Here is a 21,709-nt window from a genome sequence, read left to right as displayed (position 1 = left end):
CGCCTTGATCCGATCTGTGCCCACCGCCGCCACTTATTGCCACTGCCTGGCCGGTACGGGCATGCTGTTGCTGGCCCTGACGGCCCCGCTGGCCGTGGCCCAGGAAAAGAACAGCGGCGGCATCTACAGCTGTGTGGACAGCAAGGGGCGACGACTCACCTCGGACCGCCCCATCGTTGACTGCCTGGACCGGGAACAGAAGGAACTGGGCGCCTCGGGCACGGTCCGGCGGGTCGTGCCGCCCAGCTACACGGCCGAAGAAAGGGCCCGCCTTGAGGAGCAGCGCCGGGCGGAAGAGCTGGAGCGCTCGCGGATCGCCGAAGAGCGGCGGCGCGAGCGGGCCCTGCTGATCCGCTACCCCAACCAGGCCATGCACGACAAGGAGCGTGCCGAAGCGCTCAAGCAGATCGACGAGGTCATCGAGGCGGTGAAAAAGCGCGTGACCGAACTGGGCAGGCAGCGCCAGGAGATCGACCAGGAGCTGGAGTTCTATCAGGGCGACCCCAAAAAGGCGCCGCCCTGGCTGCAGCGCAAACTGGAAGACAACGCCCAGCAGGTGCAGGTGCAGAACCGCTTCCTGAGCGACCAGAACCTGGAGAAGCAGCGAATCAACGCCCGGTTCGACGAAGAGCTCGCCAAGCTGCGCACGCTCTGGGTGAAACGGTGACTCCGCTGCGCCGCTGACACGGCGCAGCCTTCTCAACCCAGCTTTTGCTTGAGCAGCTCGTTGGCCTGCTGCGGGTTGGCCTTGCCCTTGCTGGCCTTCATGACCAGGCCCACCAGCGCGTTGAAGGCCTTGTCCTTGCCGGCGCGGAACTGCTCGACCATCGGGGCGTTGGCGGCCATCACCTCGTCGATGATCTTCTCCAGCGCGCCAGAGTCGTTCATCTGCTTGAGGCCCTTGGCTTCGATGACGGTGTCCACGTCCTGGCCTTCGCCTGCCCACAACGCGTCCATCACCTGCTTGGCGGCGTTGTTCGACACCGTGCCATCGGCGATGCGTTTGAGCAGCGCGGCCAGCGTGTCGGCGCTCACCGGCACCTGGGCGATGTCCTTCTCTTCGTTGTTCAGCCGGCGCGAGACCTCGCCCATGATCCAGTTGCTCGCCATCTTGGCCTGACCGGATGCCTTGGCCGCGGTCTCGAAATACGCCGCCATCGCCGGGCTCTGCGTCAGCGTGGTGGCGTCGTATTCCGGCAGGCCGTAGTCGGCCACCAGGCGCTCGGCCATCTGGCGCGGCAGCTCGGGCATGCTGGCCTTCACCTCATCGACCCACGAACGCGCGATCACCAGCGGCGGCAGATCAGGATCGGGGAAGTAGCGGTAGTCGGCCGCGTCTTCCTTCGTGCGCATGGCGCGCGTCTCGCCGGTGTCGGGGTCGAACAGCACCGTGGCCTGCTGGATGGCGTGGCCGTCCTCGATCTGTTCGATCTGCCAGCGCACCTCGTAGTCGATGGCCTGCTGCATGAACTTGAACGAGTTCAGGTTCTTGATCTCGCGGCGCGTGCCCAGCGGCGCGCCTGGCTTGCGCACCGAGACGTTGGCGTCGCAGCGAAACGAACCTTCCTGCATGTTGCCGTCGCAGATGCCGATCCAGGTCACGATCTTGTGCAGCTCTTTCGCATAAGCCACGGCCTCGGCGCTGGAGCGGATGTCCGGCTCGGTCACGATCTCCAGCAGCGGCGTGCCGGCGCGGTTGAGGTCGATGCCCGACTGGCCGATGAAGTCTTCGTGCAGGCTCTTGCCCGCGTCTTCTTCGAGGTGGGCGCGCACCAGGCGCACGGTCTTTTTCTCGTCGCCGAGGAAGAAGCTGACCTCGCCACCCTGCACCACCGGGATCTCGAACTGGCTGATCTGGTAGCCCTTGGGCAGGTCGGGGTAGAAATAGTTCTTGCGTGCGAACACGCTCTGCTCGGCGATGTGCGAGCCCAGCGCCAGACCCAGGCGGATGGCGCAGGCCACGGCCTCGCGGTTCATCACCGGCAGCGTGCCCGGCAGCGCCAAGTCCACCGCGCAGGCCTGGGTGTTCGGCTCGGCACCGAAGGCCGTGGGCGCGCGGCTGAAGATTTTGGATTGCGTGGCCAGCTGCGCGTGGGTCTCGAAGCCGATGACGACTTCGTAGCCTTGCACCAGCAGGGAAACTTGTTTCTTGTCGCTCATGTTCAGAAGCCCTCCGGCGTTTTCGTGTGCCAGTCGGTGGCCTCCTGGAAAGCGTGCGCGGTTTGCAGTAGCGCGGCTTCCTGGAAGTAGTTGCCGATCAGCTGCAGGCCCACAGGCAGTTGGCCCGAACCGAAGCCCGCCGGCACGCTCATGCCGGGCAGGCCGGCCAGCGAGGCCGGCAGCGTGAAGATGTCGGCCAGATAGTTGGCGACCGGGTCGTCGCTTTTCTCGCCGATCTTCCAGGCGGTGGTGGGCGCGGCCGGGCCGGCGATCACGTCGCATTGGGTGAAGGCGTTCTGGAAGTCCTGCGCGATCAGGCGACGGATCTGTTGCGCCTTGAGGTAATAGGCATCGTAGTAGCCGTGGCTCAGCACGTAGGTGCCGATCATGATGCGGCGTTGCACCTCGGGGCCGAAGCCCTCGCTGCGCGACTTCTTGTACATGTCGATCAGGTCGTCGTACTGCGCAGCGCGGTGGCCGAACTTCACGCCGTCGAAACGGCTGAGGTTGGACGAGGCCTCGGCCGGCGCGATGATGTAGTAGACCGGGATGGAGAGCTCGGTGCGCGGCAGCGAGATGTCGACCAGCGTGGCACCGAGCTTTTCGTACTCGCTCAGCGCGGCGCGCACGGCGGCGACCACATCGGGCGCACAGCCTTCGCCGAAGAACTCCCTGGGCAGACCGATGCGCAGGCCCTTGAGCGGCTGGGCAGCGCTGGCGCCTTCGCGCGGCGTGCCGAGCAGGCGGGTGTAGTCCTCGGCCGGGTGGTCCAGGCTGGTGGAGTCGCGGTCGATGTCCGGGCCGGCCATGGCCGTCAGCAGCATGGCGCAGTCGGCGGCGCTGCGCGCCATCGGGCCGGCCTGGTCCAGACTGGAGGCGAAGGCGATCATGCCGTAGCGCGAGCAGCGGCCGTAGGTGGGCTTGATGCCGGTCACGTTGCAGAAGCTTGCGGGCTGGCGGATGGAGCCACCGGTGTCGGTGCCGGTGACGGCCGGCGCCAGGCGCGCGGCGACCGCCACGGCCGAGCCGCCCGAGGAACCGCCGGGCACACGGTCGGTGTCCCAGGGGTTGCGGGCCACGCCGTAAGCGGAGTTTTCGTTGCTGCCGCCCATGGCGAACTCGTCGCAGTTGAGCTTGCCCAGGGTCACGGCACCGGCTTGTGCGAGCTTGGCGACCACGGTGGCGTCGAAGGGGCTCTGGTAACCCTCCAGCATCTTGCTGCCCGCGGTGCTGGGGAAGCCCTGTGTGACGAAGATGTCCTTGTGCGCCAGCGGCACACCCAGCAACGGGCCGCGTTCGCCGGCCGCGATGCGCGCGTCGACGGCCTTCGCCTGTGACAGGGTCAGGTCTTCGTTGAAGGCCAGATAGGCGCCCAGGTTCTCATGCTGCTTCGCGCGGCCGAGCAGGGCCTGAGCGGCTTCAGCGGCGGACGTCTTCTTGTCGGCAATGGCGGTGGCCAGTTCGGCCACGCCCATTTCATGGATCTGCTTCGAGCTCATTCGATCACCTTGGGCACGAGGAACAGGCCGCGTTCGACGGCAGGGGCGCTGCGCTGGTTGGCCTCGCGGTTGTTGGGCTCGCTGGCCACGTCGGGACGCAGCCGCAGGCTGACGTGGTCGATGACGGCGGTCGGGTGGGCCAGCGGCTCCACGCCGGTGGTGTCCACCGCCTTCATCTGCTCGACGATGTCGAAGAAGCCATTGAGCTGGGTGAGCATGCGCTCGGCCTGGGCCGGGGGCATTTCCAGCCGGGCCAGGTTGGCGATGCGGCCGATGTCGGTCAGGGTCAGGGACATGACGGGGAATTCCGGGACGGTCGGTCGAAAGAAATCAGGCCCGGGCGAACCGCAAGGCGGCTGAAACGGCCTGTAAAGGAGATGATTTCGCCCCCGTTGCGCGCAGTTATGCACAGGGGATACGGTATTATCCAAGGTTTGGCGACCCCGACCGCCCATCGGGCCGTTTTTGTCGCTGAATCAAGGACTTAACCGGATTTCCTCCGACCCGCACCCGGCGGCGGCCACACGAAGCGGCGGTCGCGCCCCACAGGATTTTTCGCACCATGTTTGAAGCGTTCCGTCGGAGTTTCTCGACCGACCTGGCCATTGACCTTGGCACCGCCAACACCCTGATCTACGTTCGCGGCAAGGGCATCGTCCTTGACGAACCTTCTGTGGTCTCGATCCGCCACGAAGGCGGCCCCCAGGGCAAGAAGACCATCCAGGCCGTGGGCCACGAAGCCAAGGCCATGCTGGGCAAGGTGCCCGGCAACATCGAGGCCATCCGCCCGATGAAGGACGGCGTGATCGCCGACTTCACCGTCACCGAGCAGATGCTCAAGCAGTTCATCAAGATGGTGCACCCACGCTCGATGTTCAAGCCGAGCCCGCGCATCATCATCTGTGTGCCCTGCGGCTCGACCCAGGTCGAGCGCCGCGCCATCCGCGAATCCGCCCTGGGTGCCGGCGCCTCCGAGGTCTACCTGATCGAAGAACCCATGGCCGCGGCCATCGGCGCCGGCCTGCCGGTCTCCGACGCCTCGGGCTCCATGGTGGTCGACATCGGCGGCGGCACCACCGAAGTCGGCGTGATCTCGCTGGGCGGCATGGTCTACAAGGGCAGCGTGCGCGTGGGCGGTGACCGCTTCGACGACGCGATCATTGCCTACATCCGCCGCAACTACGGCATGCTGATCGGTGAACCCACCGCCGAAGCCATCAAGAAGAACATCGGCTCGGCCTTCCCGGGCAGCGAAGTCAAGGAAATGGAAGTCAAGGGCCGCAACCTCTCCGAGGGAGTGCCGCGCAGCTTCACCATCTCCAGCAACGAAATCCTTGAGGCACTGACCGACCCGCTCAACAACATCGTCTCGGCGGTCAAGATGGGCCTGGAGCAGACCCCCCCCGAGCTCGGCGCCGACATCGCCGAGCGCGGCATGATGCTCACCGGCGGTGGCGCCCTGCTGCGCGACCTGGACCGCCTGCTGGCCGAAGAAACCGGCCTGCCGGTGCTGGTGGCCGAAGAGCCACTGACCTGCGTGGTGCGCGGCTGCGGCATGGCCCTGGAGCGCATGGAGCGCCTGGGCACCATCTTCACCAGCGAATAAGCGCGCGCCGGATCACCGGCCCCGTCGAGAGCCCATCCCGCCATGCCACTGGGCACCCTGGACCGCACCCCGCCCCCGTTTTTCAAACAGGGGCCGTCGGCCCTGTCCAAGCTCATGGTGTTCAGCGCGGTCGCGCTGTTCCTGATGGTCGCGGACACCCGTTTCCAGATCACCATGCCGCTGCGCGCGGCGCTCGCCACGGCCCTGTACCCGGTGCAGTGGCTGGTGATGCAGCCGGTGGACGCCGCCCGCCAGGCCGGCGGCTACTTCACCAGCCTGCACGCCGCCGAGCAGGTGGCGTCCGACGCACGCACGCAACTCGCGACCCAGGCCGAGCGAGCGCTGCAGGTCGAGCAACTGACCCTGGAGAACCAGCGCCTGCGCGAACTGCTGGTGATGCGCGAGCGCATCACCACGCCCGCCACCGGCGCACAGGTGCTCTACGACGCCGCCGACCCCTATTCGCGCAAGGTGGTCATCGACCGCGGCCAGACCCATGGCATCGTGCCGGGATCGCCCGTGATCGACGACAGCGGCGTGCTGGGCCAGGTCACGCGCGTCTACCCCCTGGTGTCCGAGGTCACGATGCTGATCGACCGCGACCAGGCCATCCCGGTGCTCAACACCCGCACTGGTGTGCGCAGTGTGGTCTATGGTCAGCCCGGCGAAGACGGCGATGGGCTGGAGCTGCGCTACACGCTGGCCAACGCCGACATCAACGAGGGCGACCTCCTGACCACCAGCGGCGTCGACGGGGTCTACCCGGCGGGCCTGCCGGTGGGGCGCATCACCAAGGTCGAACGCCGCGCCGAGTCCTCGTTCACCCGCATCAACTGCGCGCCGGTGGCCCGCATGCAGGGGGTGCTGCATGTGCTGGTGCTCACGCCCGTGGGGCAGTCGCTGCCCGCGCCGCCAGCAGGCCCGGCCGCTGCCGGCAAGGGAGCGCCCCCGGTCGCGGCCACCCCATCCGACCGCGGGAGGTCGCCATGATCATGCGCCCCGGGCAGCAGCTGCTGCTGCCGGCCAACCCGGTGTTCATCTGGAGCAGCCTGATCGGTGCGCTGCTGATCAACATCCTCATGAACATGGGCCTGTGGGGCCGCGCCGCCTGGACGCCGGACCTGCTGGTCGTGGCCCTGGTGTTCTGGAGCGTGCACCAGCCGCTGCGCATCGGTGTGGGCACGGCCTTCTTCTTCGGTCTGGTGATCGACGTGCACCAGGGCGCCCTGCTGGGCCAGCACGCCCTGGCCTACACCGTGCTCGGCTACTTCGCGGTGTTCATGCACCGGCGCCTGCTGTGGTTCGACGTGCCGACGCAGGCGGTGCAGGTGCTGCCGCTGTTCTTCGCGGTGCACGCGCTGGAGTGGCTGGTGCGGCTGATCGCCGGCGACGGCTTTCCGAGCTGGAGCCACCTGCTGGCGCCGGTGATCGAAGCCGCGCTGTGGCCAGTGGCCTCGGTGCTGCTGCTGGCGCCCCAGCGCCGCGCACCGGACCCGGACGACAACCGCCCCCTCTGACATGACCGAACTTCGCAATGTCGAAGCCGACCTGGCGCAGTTCCGCACCCGGGTGGTGGTGGCGGGGCTGGCGGTGCTGTTTGCGTTCGGCCTGCTGGCCGCGCGCATGGTCTACCTGCAGGTGCTGCGCCACGACGAGCTCGACGCCCAGGCCGAGAGCAACCGCACCGCGGTGCTGCCGGTGGTGCCCAACCGCGGGCAGATCCTGGACCGGCACGGCCGCGTGCTGGCCACCAACTTCTCGGCCTACACGCTGGAGATCACCCCCTCCAAGGTCGAGGACCTGGACGGCACCATCGAGGCGCTGGGCGAGTTGGTCGACATCCAGCCGCGCGACAAGCGGCGCTTCCGCAAGCTGCTCGAAGAGTCGCGGCGCTTCGATTCGCTGCCCATCCGCACCCGCCTGACCGACGACGAGGTCGCCCGCTTCACCGCGCAGCGCTACCGTTTTCCCGGGGTGGATGTGCGCGCGCGCCTGATCCGCCACTACCCCCATGGCGAGGTCGCCAGCCATGTGATCGGCTACATCGGCCGCATCAACCAGCGGGAGAAGGAAAGCATCGAGGAGTGGCCGGAAGAAGACCAGGCCAACTACCGCGGCACCGACCACATCGGCAAGCTGGGCACCGAGCAGCAGTACGAGCGCGAGTTGCACGGCGTCACCGGTTTTGACCGCGTCGAGACCTCGGCCGGCGGCCGCGCCGTGCGCTCGCTGGCCAACACGCCGGCCACCCCGGGCAACACCGTGGTCCTGTCGATCGACATCAAGCTGCAGAAGCTGGTGGAGGACATGTTCGGCGAGCGCCGTGGCGCGCTGGTGGCCATCGACCCGCGCAACGGCGAGGTGCTGGCCTTCGTCTCCAAACCGACCTTCGACCCCAACCTGTTCGTCGAAGGCATCGACTCGGAAAGCTGGAAAGCGCTCAACGAGTCGCTGGACAAACCCCTGCTCAACCGCGCCCTGCGCGGCACCTACCCGCCCGGCTCCACATACAAGCCCTTCATGGCCCTGGGCGCACTGGAAACCGGCACCCGCAGCGCGAGCTCCGTCATCAACGACCCGGGCTACTGGATGTTCGGCAACCACCGCTTCCGCAGCCACGGCGACGGCGGCCTGGGCGCGGTCGACATGCACCGCAGCATCGTCAAGTCGAGCAACGTCTACTACTACTCGCTGGCCAACGAGATGGGTGTGGAGGCCATGCACGACTTCATGGCGCCGCTGGGCTTCGGCCAGATCACCGGCATCGACCTCAAGGGCGAGGTGCGCGGCGTGCTGCCCAACCAGGAGTGGAAGCGCAAGACCTACAAGCGGCCCGAGCAGCAGAAGTGGTACCCGGGCGAAACCATCTCGCTGGGCATCGGCCAGGGCTACAACAACTTCACCATGCTGCAGCTGGCCCACGCCATGGCCACGCTGGCGGGCGGCGGCATCAAGCGCACGCCCCACCTGACGCTGGCCACCGAGAACGTGCTGACGCGCGAGCGCACGCCCCTGCCCACGCCCGCCGAAGTCAACCTGGGGTTCAAGCGCCAGAACATCGACACCGTGCTGCGCGCCATGCACGGTGTCACTGTCGAAGGCACGTCGACGCGGGTGTTCGCCGGTGCCGGCTACCTCAGCGGTGGCAAGACCGGCACGGCCCAGGCGGTGACCATTGGCCAGAAGGACCGCTACGACGCCCGCAAACTCGAAGAACACCAGCGCGACCACTCGCTCTACCTGGCCTTCGCGCCCCTGGAGAACCCCACCGTGGCGCTGGCCGTGGTGGTCGAGAACGCAGGCTTCGGCGCGGCCGCTGCGGCGCCGATCGCGCGGCGCGTGTTCGACTACCTGCTGATGGACCAGTACCCGAACCCGCAGGACCTGGCCGCGGTGCAGAAGGGAGAAGCCGGCCCGCCCATCGGCACGCCGCTCAAGGCCAGCGAGGTGCCCTGGGACAGCCCCTGAGGCTTCAGCGGAGCCAGGCGTCGTAGCTGGTCTTGAGGATCAGCGCGCTGACCACCACGATGAAGGCCACGCGCACGAAGCCGCTGCCGTGCTTGAGCGCCAGCCGCGTGCCCAGCAGGCTGCCGATCACGTTGGCCGCCGCCAGCGGCAGCACGTAGTGCCACCAGATGTGGCCCTTGAGCGAGAACAGGATCAGCGCCGCGAGGTTGGACGCGGTGTTGAGCAGCTTGGCGCTGGCGCTGGCGTGCAGGAAGTCGTAGCCCAGCCAGCGCACGAACAGGAAGACGAAGAAGCTGCCGGTGCCCGGGCCGAAGAAGCCATCGTAGAAACCGATCAGCAGGCCCAGCGTACAGGCCGCCAGCATCTCGCCGCGCGCCGTGAAGCGCGGTGTGTGGTGACGCCCCAGGTCCTTGCGCATCAGGGTGTAGCCCAGCACCAGCAGCAGGATCAGCGGCAGCGCCTTGCGCAGGAACTCCGGCGAGATCACCGTCACCGTCCAGGCGCCCGCCATGGCCCCGGCAAAACACACGGCCACCGCGGGCAGCAGCGCATGCCAGGGCATCTGCACGCGCTGCGCGTACTGCGCGGCGGCGGCCGCCGTGCCCCAGATCGACGCACTCTTGTTGACGCCGAACAGCGTGGCCGGGTGGGTGGTGGGAAAGATCGCGAACAGGGTGGGCGTGAGGATCAGGCCACCACCGCCTACGATCGAATCGACGAAGCCGGCGAACAGCGAGGCCAGCGAAACAAGAAAGATCTCCATGCGGCGATTGTCGCCGCCGGTCCGATCAGGCCCGCGGCAGCTCCAGCACGAACTCGGCCCCGCCGCCCTCGGCGTTGCGCGCGGTCAGGCTCCCGCCGTGCTGCTCGACGATGCCGTAGCTGATCGACAGGCCCAGACCGGTGCCCTTGCCCACCGGCTTGGTGGTGAAGAAGGGGTCGAAGATGCGCAGCAGGTGCTCGGGCGGGATGCCAGGGCCGTTGTCGCGCACCGTCACCCGCACCGTGGGCGGGTCCGCTTCGCCGGGGCAACCCATCTCCACCCGGACCATGGGCTCGGGCACCGACGACAGCGCGTCGAAGGCGTTCTGCAGCAGGTTCATCATCACCTGCTGCAACTGGCCGGCGCTGCCCAGCACGGTGCAGGCCTGCAGCGGTGCCCAGCGCACCGGCACGGGCACCGCACGGCCCTTCTGCACCCAGTGGATGGCGCGCTCGATCACCTCGACCAGGTTCACCGGCTTGCGCTCCTCCGGGTCCATGGCCGAGAAGCGCTTGAGCCCGTGCACGATGTCGGCGGTGCGCTGCGCGCCTTCGAGCGTGCCGTCGATCAGCGACGGCAGGTCGGCCAGCAGGTGGTCGATGCGCAGCTTCTCGCGCTGCTGCTGCAGCACGGCTTCGGGCTCGTGGGCGTGAAAGGCGGCGATGTAGCTGCGCAGGCGCTGGCTGTACTTGTTGAGCGCATGCACGTTGCCCAGCACGAAGCTGATCGGGTTGTTCAGCTCGTGTGCCACGCCCGCCACCAGCTGGCCCAGCGAGGCCATCTTCTCCGAATGCAGCAGCTGCTGCTGCGTGCGCTTGAGGGCCTCGTGCGCGGCGCGCATCTCGTGGTAAGCGCGTTTGAGCTCGGCCGTCGGCCGCCCGACCCAGACCGTGCCCAGGCGCTTGCCGTTGGCGCCGATGCGCGGCGTGCAGTTCGCATCCACCGGCACCGGCTGGCCCTGGCGGTCCAGCAGGTTGAGCTCGATGCCCTGGCCGCCGTGCGGCGCCTCGCCGCGGTCCATGGCGGCGCGCGCCGCCTGCACGCTGGCCTCATCGGCCAGCAGATCGGCCAGGCCGCTGCCGCGCAGCTGCTCCTCGCGCCGGCCCACCAGCTCGCACAGCGCGGCGTTGGTCTGCTCGATCAGGCCGCGCTCGTCGCAGACGATGAGCACGTCCGACATGGCGCTGAGCACGCTGAAGATGAACTGCTGCGACTGCTCCAGTTCGCTGTTCTTTTTCTCCAGCTCGACCTCGTCGTCGATGAGCCGGGTGTAGACCTCGTCCATCTTCTGGATCACGTCCAGCCAGGTCGATTCGTCCACGCCCTCCATGGGCGCGGTGGGCAGCGGGCTGGGGGCGCGGGCCTTGCTCATCTCAATGCACCGTGCAGACCATGCAGGGGTCGAAGGAGCGGACGATGTGCTGGACCGCCACCGGCGTCTTTTCGCCCTCGCGCACCGGCGCATCCACCAGCGCCTGCTCCAGCGCGCCGGGTGTGCCCTGCGCGTCGCGGGGCGAAAAGTTCCAGCTCGTGGGCGCGACGATCTGGTAATTCGCGAGGCGCCCGCCGCGCACCACCAGCCAGTGGCCCAGCGCGCCGCGCGCGGCCTCGGACAGGCCGACACCGTGGCCTTCGTCGGGCAGCTCGGTCGGCACACAGAAGGCCTCTGTCGGACGGATGGCCTGCAACCAGCCCTCCATCATCGGCAGCACGCGGGCGAGTTCGAGCACGCGGCCGAGCACGCGCGTGAACACGGTGCCACCGTGGCGCGCCACCGCATCGCGCAGCAGCGGGTGGCCGCTGGCAAGCTGGCGCGCGATGGCCCCCGTCTCGACCACCTCGCCGCCCAGGCGCGGCGCCTTGTTCCAGGTGTAGGCGCCGGCCTTGTCGGGCTCGGGCCGGGTGAGGCCGTGCAGGGGATGCAGCGGTTCGCGCGGCTGCGCCAGCCAGGCGTGCGTGGCGTCTTCGGTGATGGCGTGCGCGTCCACCGCAGCGAGGTGCCGCGCATCGCCGCGCCACAGGCCTTGCGCCAGCGCATGGGCGCCATCCGGCTGCGCGTAGGCGCCGTAGCTGAGGTAGCGCCCCGGCCCGGGGCCCAGCGACTGCAGCGACAGGTCCTGCACCAGCGTGAGGAAGAAGCGCAGGTCGCCACCCAGGGGGGCCTGCGCGTGCCAGGCCCAGAGCGCGTCCTCGCTGTCCAGCGCGGTGAAGGCTTCCAGCGCGTCGCCGATCAGCTGCCGTTCCAGGAAGCCGCGAAACTCGCGCAGCTTGGTCAGCAGGCGCACGCGCTCGGCGGCGTCGATGGGGCGGGTGGAGCCGCCCGGCTCGACCGACTGCGTGTGCGGCCACTTGCCGCCCAGCGTGCCCAGCAGCGTGAACCAGCGCTGGCGCGCCGCCGTCGCCGCGCGCACCCGTTCCCCCGTGTCGGGCGCGAAGCGGCGCACCGCCTCGGCGTGCCAGGGCCGGTCGGCGTACACCGGGCGCACGAAGTCGGGCATGAAGAACAGGTAGAAGTGGGTCAGGTGGTCGGCCAGGTTCTCGGTCGCCAGGATCAGGTTGGTCGCGTGCTGCCCGTTGGGTGGCATCACGATGCCCCCGAGGTCGGCCAGCGCACGCGCCGACGCGACCGACTGCGAGACCGAGCAGATGCCGCAGATGCGCGGCACGTAGACCAACGCGTCGTGCGGCGCCTTGCCCTGCAGGATCTGCTCGAAGCCGCGGTACATGGTGGCGTTGACGCGCGCCTCGCGCACGCGCCCGCCCTCGATGGTGAGCGCGACTTCGAGATCACCCTCGACGCGGTTGAAGGGGCCGACGAGCAGGCGGGAGCTCATTTGAGACGGGTTCTCCGGATGGCGGGCTTTTCCACCAGGTGGTCCGCGGTGGCGTTGTGTTTCACCCGCTTCGGCGTGGCGCTCTTGGACAGCGAGGCCAGCGCCACGAACCAGGCCTTGGGCATGTCGGTCGGCAGCCCCACCGGGATGCCGGCGATCTTGGGCGTCTGGTGGAAGGGGTGGCCGGGCTCCTGGAAGCCCGGCTCGGTGCAGGCGATGCATGCGTAGCCGCCGCGGGTGCAGCTGCCCTCGCCGTTCCAGGGGCGGATGTTGCAGTCGGCGTGCACCTGCGTGCCCTTGCAGCCCATGTGCTCCATCATGCAGCCCAGGTCGGACGGCTTCTCGGCGCTGGCCTTGAACTCGTAGTACTCGTTGCGCGTGCAGCCGTGGTGCACCAGCTGGTCGGCGTAGAAACGCGGGCGGGCCAGCGGGTCCAGATCGTCGGCGTGGAAGGCGTCGACGGCCAGCGCCATGAGCGTGTCGATGACCCAGCTCGGGTGCGTGGGGCAGCCGGCGATGTTGATCACCGGCAGGCCGCTGCCACTGCGGAAATCCGCCCCTAGCAGGCCGCCTAGGCGGTCGTCCTCGTACTGCAGGCCGCAGGCGTCGGTGGGGTTGTCACCGCCGGCCGTGACGCCGCCCCAGGCTGCGCAGCTGCCCACCGCCAGCACGTGGCGCGCCTTCGCCGCCAGCTCGCGCACCCAGTGGATCATGGGCAGGCCGGTGCCGGCCAGCATGTGGAAGCGGCCGGTGCCGTTGGGGCCGCGCAGCAGCGAGCCTTCGACGCAGAGCGCGTCCAGCCGCGTGCCCCCGTCCATGACCGACTGCAGCAGCGCCAGCACGTCCTCACCGCTGGCCAGCGAGAGCGAGGGGTGCCAGAGCATGTGGATGCCCGCGTCGCGCAGATGGCCCTGGAAGTCGGTCGTGTCGGCGCACAGCAGCGACATGCTGCAGCCGCCGCAGCCACCGGATTGCAGCCACAGGACGTTCATGCGGGGACCTCTTCCGTAACGAGTTCGCCAGTCAGCCAGCGGCAGACCCAGGCGATGGCCTGATCCAGATCGCTCAACGCTTGGACGCTCGGCGCGGCGCCCAGTTCAAAAGCGGACGCGCGAATGGCCAGCAGGGTCGAGGCCGGTGGCGCGTGGCCATGCAGGTCCTCGTACACCTGCAGCACCGCCTCGGGCGCCAGCGCATGGCTGCCGATGCCGCCGCCGCGCGCGGCCTGCAGCGGGCGCACGGTGAACGGCTCCGCAAGACCCAGCGCGGCGTCGACGAACAGCACGCGCTCCCGGCCCAACAGGTCCAGCGCGTGTTCGACCTGCAGCTGGAAATCGGTCAGCACCTCCACGCGGCCGGCGAGCGAAGCCTTTTCGGCATGGTTCTGCAAGCGTTCGGCCAGCAGCGGCCCGAGCGCGTCGTCGCCGCGGCTGGGGTTGCCCCAGGCCAGCACCAGCAGCGGCGCCACCGGCTCGTTCATTGCGCGCGCTCCATGGGGTGCGGCGTGGCGCCGCGCTGCGTCTCGCCAGTGGACGAGCGCAGCACGTGGTCCAGCACGGCGCCGCCCGCGCCGCGCAGCGTCACCGACAGCGGCATCTGGCCCAGCGCGTGGGTGGCGCAGGACAGGCAGGGGTCGTAGGCACGGATGGCGACTTCGAGGTGGTTGAGCAGTGGCTCGGTGATGGTCTGGCCGTCCAGGTACTGCAGCGCGACCGTGCGCACCGCCTCGTTCATGGCCTGGTTGTTGTGGGTGGTCGAGACGATCAGATTGCAGCTTTTGACCAGATCGTCGTCGCCCACCTCGTACTCGTGGATCAGGGTGCCGCGCGGCGCCTCGATGATGCCGACGCCGCTGCGCTGGCGCTCGCCGGTGGCCTGCAGCGGGCCGCCGAGGATGGCCGGGTCGTCCAGCAGTTGCGCGATGACCTCCACGCCGTGCAGCAGCTCGATCATGCGCGCCCAGTGCGTGGCCAGCACGGCGTGCACCGGCTGGCCGCCGTGCGCGGCCACGAAGGCCTGGCGCCGCGCTTCGGCGCGCGGCGTGGGGATGTGGTCGCAGTTCTGCAGTCGCGCCAGCGGGCCGACGCGGTACCAGCCGGCCTCGGGCCCGAGCGCGCGGCGGTAGGGGAACTTCATGTAGGTCCATGGCTTGACCGCCTCGTCGATCAGCTCGCGGTAGCGCTGGTCCTCGAAGCCGTCGACCGCGATGCGGCCATCGGCCTCGCGCAGGCGCAGCGCGCCGTCGTACAGCTCCATCGCGCCGCCGGGGCCGATGAGCGACATCATGGCCGCGGGCGTTTCGCCGAAGTGTTCGTACGCGGGCGGCAGGCCGGTGTGCAGGCGCTGCGCCAGGTCCACCGCCGCCTCGGCCCAGGCCAGCACCTCGGGCAACTGCGCGCGCAAGGTGTCGCGGTCCTCGCGCGTCACCGCGCGGTTCATGCCGCCGGGCACCGAGCCGGTGCCGTGCACCCGCTTGCCCGAGGTGATGCGGATCACCTCCTGGCCGAACTTGCGCAGCAGCACGCCCTGGCGCGCCGCCTCGGGGTGCGCCACCGCGACGCCGACGATGTTGCGCCGCGCGACGTCGGCGTCGAAGCCGAACAGCAGGTCGGGCGAGGACAGGTGGAAGAAGTGCAGCGCGTGGCTCTGAACGATCTGGCCGTAATGCATCAGCCGGCGGATGCGGTCGGCGGCCTCGGGCACCGGCCAACCGCCGACCACGCGATCCAGCGCCTTGGACGCGGCCAGGTGGTGCGAGACCGGGCAGATGCCGCACAGGCGCTGCACCATCACCGGCACCTCCCAGTAGGGCCGGCCGACGATGAACTGCTCGAAGCCGCGGAACTCGACGATGTGCAGCCGCACCTGCTGCAGGCGCTGCTGCTCGTCCAGCAGCAGCGTGACCTTGCCATGGCCTTCGACGCGCGAGACCGGGTCGATCACGATGCGGCGCAGGCCCTGCAGGTCGGCCGCGGTTTCGAGCGGGCGGGCGGCGTCAGTCATAACGGATCAGGCCTTTTTTCAATGCAGGTTCGCGCCCGGCCATCAGATCCTGCAGCAGCTGCCAGAAGGCATCGGCCGGCGGCGGGCAGCCGGGCAACGCGTGGTCGATCTGCACGACTTCGTGGATGGGCCGCACGCGGTTGAGCGGCAGCGGTAGCTCGGGGTCGTTGGGCACCTCGCCGTAGACGGCTTTCATCATCTCGCCCACGTCCAGGTGGTTGCGCAGCGCGGGCAGGCCACCGGTGATGGCGCAGGCGCCCACGGCCACCAGCACCCGGCACTGGTCACGGAAGGCGCGCAGCACCTCGACGTTCTCGGCGTTGCACAGGCCGCCTTCGATCAGGCCGATGTCGCAGGGGCCGACGGTCTTGATGTCGGTCAGTGGCGAGCGATCGAATGTGACGTGCTCAATCAGGCCGAACAGGCGCTCGTCGATGTCGAGGAAGGACATGTGGCAACCGAAGCAACCGGCCAGCGAGACCGTGGCCACGCGCCACTTGCGGGGGGTGCTGTCGGTGTTCATCCGCGCGTCTCCGCATCGTCGAAGGTCCGCTGTCCGTAGGGCTGGGCAAAGCCGACGCGCTTGGGCAGCAGCGCGCCCACCGGGCAGATGTGGGCCGCGCGGTCCTCCACCGACAACTGGCTGTCGCCGAGCCGGCCACTCTCACTGTCGATCAGCAGCTTCGCACCGATGCCGTGGCCGCCGATGGCGAACACGCGCTTGCCATCGAGCTCGTCGCTGGCGCGCACGCAGAGCTGGCACAGGATGCAGCGGTTGGGCTCGAACCAGACATCGGGGTGGCTGGCGTCCACCGGGCGCTCGGGGTGCAGCGGCTCGTAGTGCAGGTCGGTCATGCCGGCGCGTTCGGCCTGGTGCTGCAGCTGGCAGTTGCCGCTTTTCTCGCAGCCGGGGCAGAAGTGGTTGCCCTCGACGAACAGCATCTGCAGCAGGTGCAGGCGCCGCGTTTTCAAGGCGTCGGTGTGGCATTCCACGCGCTGGCCCGCGACCGCGGGCGTGGCGCAGGCCGCCACCGGCCGGCCATCGGCCACCACGGTGCACAGCCGGCAGGACGCACTGGCCGAGACGCTTTCGTGCCAGCACAGATGCGGCACCTCGTGGCCAGCGCGTTGGGCGGCCTGCAGGATGGTGTCGCCGGGCTGCAGCGGCACGGGCTGGCCGTCGAAGTCGAAGGTCGTCATGCGCCGTGCTCCGTGTTCAGGTGTGCACCCCGGTCTTGCCGTCCGGTCGCCCGGCGCGCCGACGACAGCTCGGCATCCAGGTCGATCCCGGGCTGGAACTGCGCCGCCGTGCTGCGCTGGGCGTAGGCCTGACCGAAGTGGGCCAGGGTGTCGCGCAGCGGGTTGCAGGCCGAGACGCCCAGGCCGCAGTGTGTGCCGCTGTGCAGCAGCGCGTCCAGCTCTTGCAGGCGGGCGATGTCGAAGGCCGAGCCGCGCCCTGCCCCGCGTTCGTGGGCCAGCTTGTCCAGCCGGCGCACGACCAGCTCGGTGCCGACGCGACACGGCGTGCACAGGCCGCAGCTTTCGTGGGCAAAGAAGCGCGCGAAGTGGCGCGCGACCTCGAACAGGTCGCGGGTCTGGTCGAACACCATCAGGGCGCCGGCGCTGGGCAGGTCTTCGAAGGCGATGGCGCGATGGAAACCGCTGGCCGGCACGCAACTGCCCGAGGGACCGCCCACCTGAACCGCCTGCGCATTCCGCGCGCCGCAGTCGGCCAGGATCTGCGCCAGCGGCGTGCCCAGCGGGTATTCGTAGAGGCCGGGGCGCTCGCAGTCGCCCGAGACCGAATGGATCTTGGTGCCGGTGGATTCGGGCGTGCCGAGGCCGGCCCACCAGGCGCCGCCGCGGCGCGCGATGTGGGCCACCGCCACCAGGGTCTCGACGTTGTTGACCACGGTCGGGCGGCCGAGGTAGCCGCGCTGCACCGGGAAGGGCGGGCGGATGCGCGGCGTGCCACGTTGGCCTTCCAGCGACTCGATCAGCGCCGACTCTTCGCCACAGACGTAGGCGCCCGCGCCGAGGTGGATGGCGATGTCGAAATCAAAGCCGGCCACACCACCGGCATTGCGCCCCAGCAGGCCGTTCGCACGGCGGCGCTGCAGCACGGCTTCGAGCTGCGGCAGCAGGAAGCGGTACTCGCCGCGCAGGTAGACCAGACCGGTCTGCGCGCCGATGGCGCGCGCGGCCAGCGTCATGCCGTCGAACAGTTCGTCGGCGTGGCGGCTCAGCAGCACGCGGTCCTTGAAGGTGCCGGGCTCGCCCTCGTCGGCGTTGCAGACCACGCAGCGCTGGCCGTCAGGCGCATCGGCCTCGGCACAGGCGCGCCACTTGCGCGCGGTCGGGAAACCGGCGCCACCGCGGCCACGCAGGCCCGAACGTTCGACCTCGGCCAGCAGTTCGGCGGGTGTGCGGGCGAGCACGGCGGGCAGCGACGGGGCATCGGCGGGCAGGCCCTGCAGCAGCACGTCGGCGCGCCGGATGTGGTCCTCCACCGCGAACCAGTCGGCCGGCCAGTCCTCGGGCGGCACACCGGCCAGCAGCCGCTCGGCCAGCTGGTCCACGCGCGCGGCGTCCAGCCGCGTCACCACCTGGTGGTGGTTGACCAGCAGGGCCGGCCCCTGGTCGCACAGGCCGGTGCAGGAGCAGCGGTCCACGCTGAAGCGGCCCTGCGCATCGACCGCTCCAGGCTTCACGCCCAGGCGCTCGCACAGCCTCGCCATCAGCGCCTCGCTGCCCGCCATGCGGTCGGTGATGTTGTCCGAGAACAGCACGCGCACCCGGCCCACAGGCCGCAGGTGGAAGAAGCGGTAGAAGCTGGCCACGCCTTCGACATGGGCCAGGGTCAGGCCCAGCGCGCGGCCGATGTGGGCCAGCAGTTCGCGCGGCAGCCAGTGGGTCTGCGCCTGGGTCTCGCGCAGCACCTGCACCAGCGCGTGCGGGTCGTGGTGCCAGCGCGCCAGCACCGCGTCGGCTGCGACGACGTGTGAGGACAACGCGCGATCCGGCGCCGGGCCGCCCCAAGCCGGATCAGCCCCCTCGGGGGGCAGCGACCCGCGCAGCGGCGGAGCGTGGGGGCCCTGTTTCATGGTTTGTCCAGGCCGAAGCGTTGCATCTTGGCCCGCAGGCCCACGCGGGAGAGGCCCAGCTCTGCCGCCGCCTTCGTCTTGTTCCAGCGGTGGCGCAACAGTGTCTCGCGCAGCACCATGGCCTCGATCACGTCCAGGCGCTCGGTCAGGCTGCCGCTGGCCGGCAGGGCCGCCGTGAGGTCACCGCCGCCGCCGGCCGCACGGCCCTGCAGCACGCGCGGCGAGAACGCCTCGGGTGGCAGCTCGGTGCCCTCGTGCAGCGCCAGCGCGCGGCCGATCTCGTTGCGCAGCTCGCGGATGTTGCCGGGCCAGGGGTAGGCCAGCAGGCAGGCCAGGGTCTCGTCGGTGAGTGCGGCGCCCGGGTGGCCGAGTTCGCCCGCCACGTCCTGCACGATCTGGCGTGCGATGGGCGGGATGTCGGCCACGCGCTCGCGCAGCGGCGGCACCGTGAGCGTCACGGCCGAGAGCCGGTAGTAGAGGTCTTCGCGGAACAGGCCCTCGCGCACCCGCTGTTCGAGGTTGCGGTGGGTGGCGGCGATGATGCGCACGTCCACCGGCACCGGCCGCGCCGCGCCCACGGGCCGCACCTCGCCCTCCTGCAGCACGCGCAGCAGCTTGACCTGGAACGCCGGCGATGTCTCGCCGATTTCGTCGAGGAAGACGGTGCCGCCGTCGGCGCGTTGGAACAGGCCGGCGTGGTCTTCAAAGGCCCCGGTGAAGGCGCCGCGCTTGTGGCCGAACAGTTCGGATTCGAGCAGGGTGTCGGGGATGGCGGCGCAGTTCTCCACCACGAAGGGGCCGGTCAGCCGCGGGCTGGCGTAGTGGATGGCGCGCGCCAACAGCTCCTTGCCGGTGCCCGACTCGCCCAGCACCAGCACCGGGATGTCGTAGCGCGCCGCGCGTTCGGCCATGCGGCAGAGCAGGTCCAGCGGGCTGCCCGGCGCGCGCACGATGCGCTCGAACCCGAAATGGCTCTTGGCCTGCGCCATCTGGCTCGCGGTGCGCTGGCGCAGCACGCGGGTGCTGGTGCGCAGCTCCAGGTCGAGCCGGCTGGTCTGCTGCTGCAGCACCTGGGCCTCCACCGCGTTGCGCACCGAGTCGAGCAGGTGGTCGGGCGACCAGGGCTTGAGGATGTACTGGTAGATGCCGGCTTCGTTGATGCCGGCGATGATGTCTTCGCTGTCGGTGTAGCCCGAGAGGACGATGCGCACGATGTCGGGCCACTGCTCGCGCACTTCCTTGAGGAAGTTCACGCCGGTCATGCCGGGCATGCGCTGGTCACACAGGATCACGCTGACCGGCTGGCGCTGCAGCAGGCCGCGCGCCTCGTCGGCGCTGCTGGCGGTGAACACGGTGAAGTCCTCGTCCAGCGTGCGGCGCAGCGCGTCCTGCGAACGCACCTCGTCGTCCACCACCAGCACGGTGGGCAAGAGGTCGTGGAACGGGGGTGGGGTCATCGGTGGGTGGCGAGGTGGCGCGGTGTCCAGGCGTGCGGCAGCTTGTGCACGAAGTGGTGCCGGGCCACGTGGTAGCTCGGGTCGAAGCCGTAGAAGTTGCGGTGCATGCGCGCCAGTTCCTGTTCGCGGTATCGGGCCAGCGGACAGTGTGCTTCGTCGGCGGCGCGCCGGGCCTGCTTGTCCGCCAACTGCTCAGGCAGATTGTAGGAGGCGGCCAGCGCCAGCGCGCGTTCAAGCACGCGGGCCTCCAACCCTTCGCGTGGCCCCGGGTCACACATGTCGATCAGGCCGATGCGCTGCGCTTCGGCGGCCAGCAGAGGCAGCCGCCCGGCCATCAGCTCGCGCGCGCCGGCCTCGCCCAGGCGGCGCGGCAGCAGGTAGGTCCAGTACTCCGAGCCGTAGAGGTTGCCCATGTTCTTGTAGTGCGGGTTGAGCACCACGCCCTCGTGCGCCCAGACCTGGTCGGCCGCGAGTGCGAGGAACACGCCACCCGCGCCCGCGTTGCCGCGCATCACGCTCACCGTCAGGCGGTCGGTGGTCTCCAGCACGGCCAGTGCCACGTCGTCCATGGCCTGGATGTTGCGCCAGGATTCGTCGGCCGCGCTGTCGCGGGGGCGGTGCGCCGCGGCCTCGATGCGGTTGAGGTCGATGCCGTTGCTGAAGAAGCCCTCGCCGCCCATGAGCAGCAGCACCTGGGTGGGCCGCTCGCGCACTGCCAGCAGGGCGGCGCGCAGGCGCTCGCAGCGCCCGGTGCCCATGGCGCCGTTGCAGAAGTCGAAGCTCAGGCAGCCCACGCGCGCGCCCTCGGGGCCGTGTTCGGTGTAGCGCAGCTCGGCCCATTCGTCGTCGGGCCGCACCAGCGGCGCGGGGCGCTGCGGCAGCGCCGCCGCTTCGGTGGCGAACAGCTCGGCCGCCGCCTGTTTGAAATGGCCCTGGCCCGGCGCGGTGCCGGGCGGGTCGGCGAGCCGGGCCTGGCCGATCCACACGCCACCGTCCACCGTGCGCCGCAGCAGCGCACCGTCGCGCACCGCCAGCAGTTCGCCCGGCGCGCGGTCGGCGAATTCGGCCAGGGTCGCGGCGCTGGCCTCGTGGGCATCGCCCAGGTAACAGGACTGGCCCCAGAGCGCGTCCAGCACACCGGGCTGGCCATCGGCGCAGCGCAGCTTCGCCAGCACGGTCGCGGTGTCGTCGCGCGACCAATCCACCGCTCGGTCGGCTTGCTTCATCAAGGGCTTCCAGCCACGCCCCCACGCTCCGCCGCTGCGCGGGTCGCTGCCCCCCGAGGGGGCTGATTCGCCTTGGGGCGGCCCGGCGGCGAATCGTTCTGCGGGCGCCTCACGCTCGCCGCCCGCGAAGCGCGCCACCGCGGCCAGCGTGGCCTGCAGCGCGGCGCGCGTGACCTCGCGCCGGTACAGGCTGCCCTTGGTGGCCGGACGCATGTCGAACGACGCGTGGGCCCAGACCGGGCCGGCGTCGAACTCACCGTCGGCCTGCAGCACGGTCACGCCCCAGTGCGGCTGGCGGTCGCGCACCGCCCAGTCCAGCGCGCTCGGCCCCTGGTCGCCGGGCGGGCCGGGGTGCACCACGAAACAGGGCACGCGCTGCCAGACCGAGGCCGGGATGCGGCGCTTGAGGAACGGCGCCAGCACCAGGTCGGGCCGGGCCATCGCCACCGCCTCTTCGGTCACGCTGTCGGCGATGTCCAGCTCGACACTGAGCTGGTGGCCGCGCGCGCGCAGCTCGGCGTACAGGCGCTGGCTGAGGCTGTTGAAGCTGTGGCAGAGCAGCAGGATGCGCAGGGACATGGTGTGGTGG

Annotated in this window: 19 protein-coding genes; 5 read left to right on the top strand and 14 right to left on the bottom strand. The window is 69.9% G+C overall.

The genetic code is table 11. The features are described from left to right. The first annotated feature begins 4 nt into the window (after positions 1 to 4). Positions 5 to 667: a DUF4124 domain-containing protein gene (locus HPS01S_RS19230; protein WP_255284259.1), complete on the top strand. Its 663-nt coding sequence runs from the start codon at positions 5 to 7 to the stop codon at positions 665 to 667. 32 nt (positions 668 to 699) lie between these two features. Here the strand turns inward: HPS01S_RS19230 and gatB are convergent, their stop codons facing one another. The 3 genes from gatB to gatC are packed head-to-tail and all read right to left on the bottom strand — an operon-like array spanning position 700 to position 3,955. Then, positions 700 to 2,160, bottom strand: coding sequence for an Asp-tRNA(Asn)/Glu-tRNA(Gln) amidotransferase subunit GatB (gene gatB, locus HPS01S_RS19225; RefSeq protein WP_066159939.1), 1,461 nt, complete (start codon positions 2,158 to 2,160; stop codon positions 700 to 702). A 2-nt stretch (positions 2,161 to 2,162) separates the two neighbouring features. Further along, positions 2,163 to 3,659 carry an Asp-tRNA(Asn)/Glu-tRNA(Gln) amidotransferase subunit GatA gene (gatA, locus tag HPS01S_RS19220; protein ID WP_066159936.1) on the bottom strand — a complete coding sequence of 499 codons (1,497 nt, stop codon included), beginning with the start codon at positions 3,657 to 3,659 and terminating at the stop codon, positions 2,163 to 2,165. Then, positions 3,656 to 3,955: an Asp-tRNA(Asn)/Glu-tRNA(Gln) amidotransferase subunit GatC gene (gene gatC / locus HPS01S_RS19215; protein ID WP_066159933.1), complete on the bottom strand. Its 300-nt coding sequence runs from the start codon at positions 3,953 to 3,955 to the stop codon at positions 3,656 to 3,658. The genes gatA and gatC overlap by 4 nt, the downstream gene beginning before the upstream one ends. Before the next feature lie 266 nt (positions 3,956 to 4,221). Here gatC and HPS01S_RS19210 point away from each other — a divergent pair, with 266 nt between their 5' ends. The 4 genes from HPS01S_RS19210 to mrdA are packed head-to-tail and all read left to right on the top strand — an operon-like array spanning position 4,222 to position 8,733. After that, the gene (locus tag HPS01S_RS19210; RefSeq protein ID WP_066159930.1) at positions 4,222 to 5,265 is read left to right on the top strand and encodes a rod shape-determining protein; all 1,044 of its coding nucleotides are present in this window, start codon (positions 4,222 to 4,224) and stop codon (positions 5,263 to 5,265) included. A 42-nt stretch (positions 5,266 to 5,307) separates the two neighbouring features. Further along, complete coding sequence (mreC, locus tag HPS01S_RS19205; protein WP_066159927.1) at positions 5,308 to 6,255, top strand: rod shape-determining protein MreC; 948 nt, start codon at positions 5,308 to 5,310, stop codon at positions 6,253 to 6,255. After that, complete coding sequence (mreD, locus tag HPS01S_RS19200; protein ID WP_066159924.1) at positions 6,252 to 6,782, top strand: rod shape-determining protein MreD; 531 nt, start codon at positions 6,252 to 6,254, stop codon at positions 6,780 to 6,782. The genes mreC and mreD overlap by 4 nt, the downstream gene beginning before the upstream one ends. A gap of 1 nt (position 6,783) precedes the next feature. Continuing rightward, positions 6,784 to 8,733, top strand: a complete 1,950-nt coding sequence (gene mrdA / locus HPS01S_RS19195; RefSeq protein ID WP_066159921.1) for a penicillin-binding protein 2 — start codon at positions 6,784 to 6,786, stop codon at positions 8,731 to 8,733. A gap of 4 nt (positions 8,734 to 8,737) precedes the next feature. Here mrdA and HPS01S_RS19190 read toward each other — a convergent pair whose 3' ends face one another. Genes HPS01S_RS19190 through HPS01S_RS19140 form a run of 11 tightly spaced genes read right to left on the bottom strand, consistent with a single transcriptional unit; the run spans position 8,738 to position 21,699 of the window. Next, positions 8,738 to 9,496: a sulfite exporter TauE/SafE family protein gene (locus tag HPS01S_RS19190; protein WP_066159918.1), complete on the bottom strand. Its 759-nt coding sequence runs from the start codon at positions 9,494 to 9,496 to the stop codon at positions 8,738 to 8,740. Positions 9,497 to 9,521: 25 nt separating this feature from the next. Continuing rightward, the gene (locus tag HPS01S_RS19185) at positions 9,522 to 10,868 is read right to left on the bottom strand and encodes a sensor histidine kinase (protein WP_066159916.1); all 1,347 of its coding nucleotides are present in this window, start codon (positions 10,866 to 10,868) and stop codon (positions 9,522 to 9,524) included. 1 nt (position 10,869) lies between these two features. Beyond that, on the bottom strand, positions 10,870 to 12,330 hold the full coding sequence (locus tag HPS01S_RS19180; RefSeq protein ID WP_066159913.1) for a nickel-dependent hydrogenase large subunit: 1,461 nt from the start codon (positions 12,328 to 12,330) through the stop codon (positions 10,870 to 10,872). After that, positions 12,327 to 13,322: an NADH-quinone oxidoreductase subunit B family protein gene (locus HPS01S_RS19175; RefSeq protein ID WP_066159910.1), complete on the bottom strand. Its 996-nt coding sequence runs from the start codon at positions 13,320 to 13,322 to the stop codon at positions 12,327 to 12,329. Before HPS01S_RS19175 ends, HPS01S_RS19180 begins: the two co-directional genes overlap by 4 nt. Beyond that, positions 13,319 to 13,810 (bottom strand): hydrogenase maturation protease, encoded by a 492-nt coding sequence (locus HPS01S_RS19170; RefSeq protein WP_066159908.1) that lies wholly within the window; start codon positions 13,808 to 13,810, stop codon positions 13,319 to 13,321. The genes HPS01S_RS19175 and HPS01S_RS19170 overlap by 4 nt, the downstream gene beginning before the upstream one ends. Further along, entirely contained in the window at positions 13,807 to 15,333 is a 1,527-nt protein-coding gene (locus HPS01S_RS19165) for a Ni/Fe hydrogenase subunit alpha (protein WP_066159905.1), read from the bottom strand. The genes HPS01S_RS19170 and HPS01S_RS19165 overlap by 4 nt, the downstream gene beginning before the upstream one ends. Continuing rightward, the gene (locus HPS01S_RS19160; RefSeq protein WP_066159902.1) at positions 15,326 to 15,856 is read right to left on the bottom strand and encodes an NADH-quinone oxidoreductase subunit B family protein; all 531 of its coding nucleotides are present in this window, start codon (positions 15,854 to 15,856) and stop codon (positions 15,326 to 15,328) included. Before HPS01S_RS19160 ends, HPS01S_RS19165 begins: the two co-directional genes overlap by 8 nt. Next, positions 15,853 to 16,533, bottom strand: a complete 681-nt coding sequence (locus HPS01S_RS19155; protein WP_066159899.1) for a 2Fe-2S iron-sulfur cluster-binding protein — start codon at positions 16,531 to 16,533, stop codon at positions 15,853 to 15,855. Before HPS01S_RS19155 ends, HPS01S_RS19160 begins: the two co-directional genes overlap by 4 nt. After that, positions 16,530 to 18,437, bottom strand: coding sequence for an NAD(P)H-dependent oxidoreductase subunit E (locus HPS01S_RS19150; RefSeq protein WP_084397557.1), 1,908 nt, complete (start codon positions 18,435 to 18,437; stop codon positions 16,530 to 16,532). Before HPS01S_RS19150 ends, HPS01S_RS19155 begins: the two co-directional genes overlap by 4 nt. Then, positions 18,434 to 19,894 (bottom strand): sigma-54-dependent transcriptional regulator, encoded by a 1,461-nt coding sequence (locus HPS01S_RS19145; protein WP_066159893.1) that lies wholly within the window; start codon positions 19,892 to 19,894, stop codon positions 18,434 to 18,436. The genes HPS01S_RS19150 and HPS01S_RS19145 overlap by 4 nt, the downstream gene beginning before the upstream one ends. Then, positions 19,891 to 21,699: an enoyl-CoA hydratase-related protein gene (locus HPS01S_RS19140; protein WP_066159890.1), complete on the bottom strand. Its 1,809-nt coding sequence runs from the start codon at positions 21,697 to 21,699 to the stop codon at positions 19,891 to 19,893. Before HPS01S_RS19140 ends, HPS01S_RS19145 begins: the two co-directional genes overlap by 4 nt. Positions 21,700 to 21,709: the final 10 nt, after the last annotated feature.

Origin of the sequence: Hydrogenophaga pseudoflava NBRC 102511, from assembly GCF_001592285.1 — a bacterium.
Classification (GTDB): Bacteria; Pseudomonadota; Gammaproteobacteria; order Burkholderiales; family Burkholderiaceae_C; genus Hydrogenophaga; species Hydrogenophaga pseudoflava.
This window is presented reverse-complemented; position numbering and strand designations above follow the sequence as displayed.